Origin of the sequence: Clostridium sp. BL-8 (genome assembly GCF_002006495.1) — a bacterium.
Classification (GTDB): Bacteria; Bacillota; Clostridia; order Clostridiales; family Clostridiaceae; genus Clostridium.
Map to the genome: position 1 here is coordinate 1 of NZ_LZZL01000172.1, position 3,847 is coordinate 3,847.

Annotated in this window: 5 protein-coding genes; 2 read left to right on the forward strand and 3 right to left on the reverse strand. The window is 29.2% G+C overall.

All coding sequences use genetic code 11. From position 1 onward, the window contains the following. Nucleotides 1-872, forward strand: an 872-nt coding sequence (locus CLOBL_RS26815) for a phage replisome organizer N-terminal domain-containing protein (protein WP_143323970.1), incomplete at its 5' end; no start/stop codon positions are given. Between the two features lie 174 nt (nt 873-1,046). Next, complete coding sequence (locus CLOBL_RS26820) at nt 1,047-2,333, forward strand: M18 family aminopeptidase (RefSeq protein ID WP_077861784.1); 1,287 nt, start codon at nt 1,047-1,049, stop codon at nt 2,331-2,333. A gap of 121 nt (nt 2,334-2,454) precedes the next feature. Here the strand turns inward: CLOBL_RS26820 and CLOBL_RS26825 are convergent, their stop codons facing one another. From CLOBL_RS26825 to CLOBL_RS28400, 3 genes are all read right to left on the reverse strand, one after another. Further along, nucleotides 2,455-2,910, reverse strand: a complete 456-nt coding sequence (locus CLOBL_RS26825) for a DUF86 domain-containing protein (protein WP_077861785.1) — start codon at nt 2,908-2,910, stop codon at nt 2,455-2,457. After that, on the reverse strand, nt 2,900-3,328 hold the full coding sequence (locus CLOBL_RS26830) for a nucleotidyltransferase domain-containing protein (protein WP_077861786.1): 429 nt from the start codon (nt 3,326-3,328) through the stop codon (nt 2,900-2,902). Before CLOBL_RS26830 ends, CLOBL_RS26825 begins: the two co-directional genes overlap by 11 nt. A gap of 194 nt (nt 3,329-3,522) precedes the next feature. Continuing rightward, on the reverse strand, nt 3,523-3,847 hold a 325-nt coding region (locus CLOBL_RS28400; protein WP_207652377.1), incomplete at its 5' end, for a hypothetical protein.

Here is a 3,847-nt window from a genome sequence, read left to right on the forward strand (position 1 = left end):
GAAAATTTGTTAAATTAAGAGTTGATATGCATGAGGATACTAAATTTAAGATAATCGATAGAATGGAGCAGAGAGATCTTATTCACTATATTTGGATCAGACTTATTGCTTTGGCTGGTAAAGTGAATTTAGGAGGAGCATTATTTTTATCTAGAAATATTCCATATACTATAGAAACTTTAGCTATAGAATTCAATAGGGAGCCTTCACAAGTTGAGCTTGCAATGGAAACCTTTATAGGGCTTGAAATGGTTGAATTAACTGAAGATAAAATATATAGAGTTAAAAACTTTGCAAAGCATCAAAATATTAAAATAGAAGATAAAAATAAAACAGAAGATAAAGTTGAAACAAACTCCAAGGTTTTTGAAGACAAATCTGTAGATGGTAATGCTCATAATAAAGAACAATTAGGAGCTAGGCGCGAGGCAGCAGCTGATTCGAATAATAATATTATTTCATTAAACAACAGCAGTACAAATGAAAATTCAAAAGCTGATGATACAAATAGAGCTGGTAATATAGATAATTTGACTTGTAGTAATGATACTACAAAAACTGATGAATCTAAGGATGTTAAAATGAACTTGACTCAGAATATAAATACTATGAATAATATTGAATGTATTGATCAAACTTCTAATGATGCCAATGCCAAGGTTGAGACAGAAAGAATTAATGCAGAAAATTTTAAGTACAATGTTCCAGAAGTATTAGAAAAAAGGAAAAGGGTTAGTAAAGGTAAACGAAAAAATAATAATATTAGTGATGAAATTAATATCAATGATGATAATGAAGAAGTAATAGAATTATATAGTGGCGAAAGAAAGCTTGGAAAAGATGAGCAGCTCGTAAGTAGTTTTAGCTTTTGATTTATGAAAGAAAGCATAATAAGGAATAACAATGCTTTTTCTTATTAAGAATAAAAGTATATAATATATATATAATTTCATATTGAGGAGTTTATTTAATGTCTATAGCTTTTTTGGATGTTCTTCTATGAATATGAATTTTAATACTTACAGTAAGGAAGAGGGATTAATTATATGAGCAATGCACAAGAACTATTAGATTTTATAAATAAGAGTAAAACGGCTTTTCAAGGTGCCTATGAAATTAAGGCGATTTTAGACAAGGAAGGTTATGAGGAGCTTAAGGAAGAGGATAAGTGGGACTTAAAAAAAGGCGGAAAACATTATGTAATGAAAAATGACTCTGCTTTAATTGCATTTGAAGTTGGAAGCGGTGATATTGAAAAAGATGGCTTTAGATTAATTGGGGCTCATACAGATTCACCAGGCTTTAGAATAAAGCCAAATCCTGAGATTAAGGTTGAAGGTCATTATATTAAATTAAATACAGAGGTTTATGGAGGAGCAATACTCAGCACATGGTTTGACAGACCATTAAGCATAGCTGGAAGAGTAACCTTAAAAGGAGAAAATCCTTTTAACCCAAAGACTCAGTTAATTGATATTAATAAGCCAGTTTTAATTATTCCTAATTTAGCAATACATATGAATAGAAGCATTAATGAAGGCTATGAATATAATAAGCAGAAGGATACATTGCCACTACTTACAATGGTTCAAGATAAACTAGAAAATGATCAATATTTAATTAATTTAATTTCAGAGACCTTAAAAGTAGATGCTAGTGACATATTAGACTTTGATTTGTTCTTATATGAATATGCAGAAGGAATTTTATTTGGAGCAGATAATGAATTTATATCATGCGGAAGATTAGATGATCTTTGGATGGTATTTGCAGGTTTAAAGGCTTTAACTAGCAGTAATGAAATTAAGTCGACTAAGGTTTTAGTAGCTTTAGATAATGAAGAAATAGGAAGCTTAACTTCTCAAGGTGCAAATTCCTCTATTTTGAGTAATATTTTAGAAAGAATAGCCATGGGACTAAAAAAAGAGAGAGAAGATTTTAAGAGAGCCTTAAGTAATTCAATAATGATTTCAGCAGATTTAGCTCATGCACTGCATCCAAATTATACTGAAAAATGCGATCCAACCAGCAGACCAATGCTTGGAAAAGGGCCAGTTCTTAAAATTGCAGCCGGAGGAAGCTATTCAACAGACAGCTATGCAAGTGCAGTATTTAAGGGAATATGCGAAAAAGCTGGAGTACCATGTCAGGTATTTGTAAACAGATCAGACTTAAGAGGCGGAACAACAATAGGGCCTATTACAGCAGCAAAATTAAACATACCAGTAATAGATTTAGGTGCACCAATACTTAGTATGCATTCAATAAGAGAATTAGCAGCTGTAATGGATAATGAGTATATAATTAGAGCGTTTACTGAATTCTTTAATTAAGATAGTGAAATCAGATAAGGATACTAAATCCTATATTGGAAAGGAGCCTACAGACAAAATGTAGACTCCTTACTTTTTTATATATTATTTTTAACTTATACTTCATAATTTTTCACAAGAATTATGATAATGACGTTTTATCAATAGCATCTGATTTTTGTGAAATAACACTAACAATATTACTAATAAATCTTTCGAAATCACTAATATTATTTTGAATTATATCATATATCATTTCGTCATTTATGTTAAAATACATATGAACTATCCTATTTCTGAATTTTGCCATATTAAAATATATAGATACATCTTTATTATCTATTATTCCATTATCAGATAATAATTGAAAATGATCCTTGTTATCTTTAGGTCTTCCCCATCTATTTCTCGCAATTAAATGGCTAGATATATCTAGCATAGCTTCTATACTTACTTGTAATAAATATTTAGCACTATCAACTTTAGTAAAGTCCTGTATAAACACATCTTTATCAAATTCTTCTAGTTTTTTTAATTTATTTAAGCATGTATTCATGAATAATAATTTCTGATCTATTTTATTTTTATCAAATTCCATTAATATCCCCCCTGTTAATGTTATAACTTTCATAAAAATCGTGCATAAACCGGTCCAGATAATATTTTTCATCTCTATATTTATTAAATGTTTCTTCCATAAAGTCACAAACTTTATAGTAATCTCCTTCATAAATATTTCTATTTTCATCTATAACCTTAAACTGCAAAGTTATAGGGGCAGATAATAAGTTAATTGTGTCGATATTATCAAAATCAGCAATTTCACTGATTTCACAGGATACAGACATTTCTTCCATAATACTAACCTGTTTGTCAAATAGCAATGCAATATCAATATCACTATCTTCTCTCTGATTTTTTGTCCCATATGAACCTGTAAACCATGCAGCCAGTATATTATTGTTACTTTTAAAATAATTCTTTAATTCATTTAATTTTGCATCTATATTGACCATAAATTCACCTCTCTAAACATTGAATCATATTATTTTAATTATACCCTATAATATTAATAATTAAAACTTCATGACATTTCAGAAAATTAATAAGGAGGGCCCTTCTTTCATTCTATAAGAAAATGTTATATCAGTATTTGTTTCTTCTTTTATTAAATTTACATACAAGCTTATAAATAAATTAAGAATACTTTTTATAATTTTGGTAAAAATATCTCTGTTAAGTAATTATTTTTAAGGCACTCATAGATAAAGAAATATAAATTTGGCTTATGTATAGAATAATTGGCTATACTTGTTAAGCTTTTTTGTGTACTTACACCAGAAATCACATATATTTTTGTGCAACAGGCATTTGAAATTAAGCTGTGATGGTTCTTAGCGGGAGGTTGTTCCATTTGCTGCTTGTCCTGAACTTGTTTCAGGAGCATGCAGAAATGGGCACAACCTTCCCGATTAGAACCTTCCAGTGAAAATTTCATAAGTCCTGTGGAATAAAAATGTATGTGATTTCGGTAA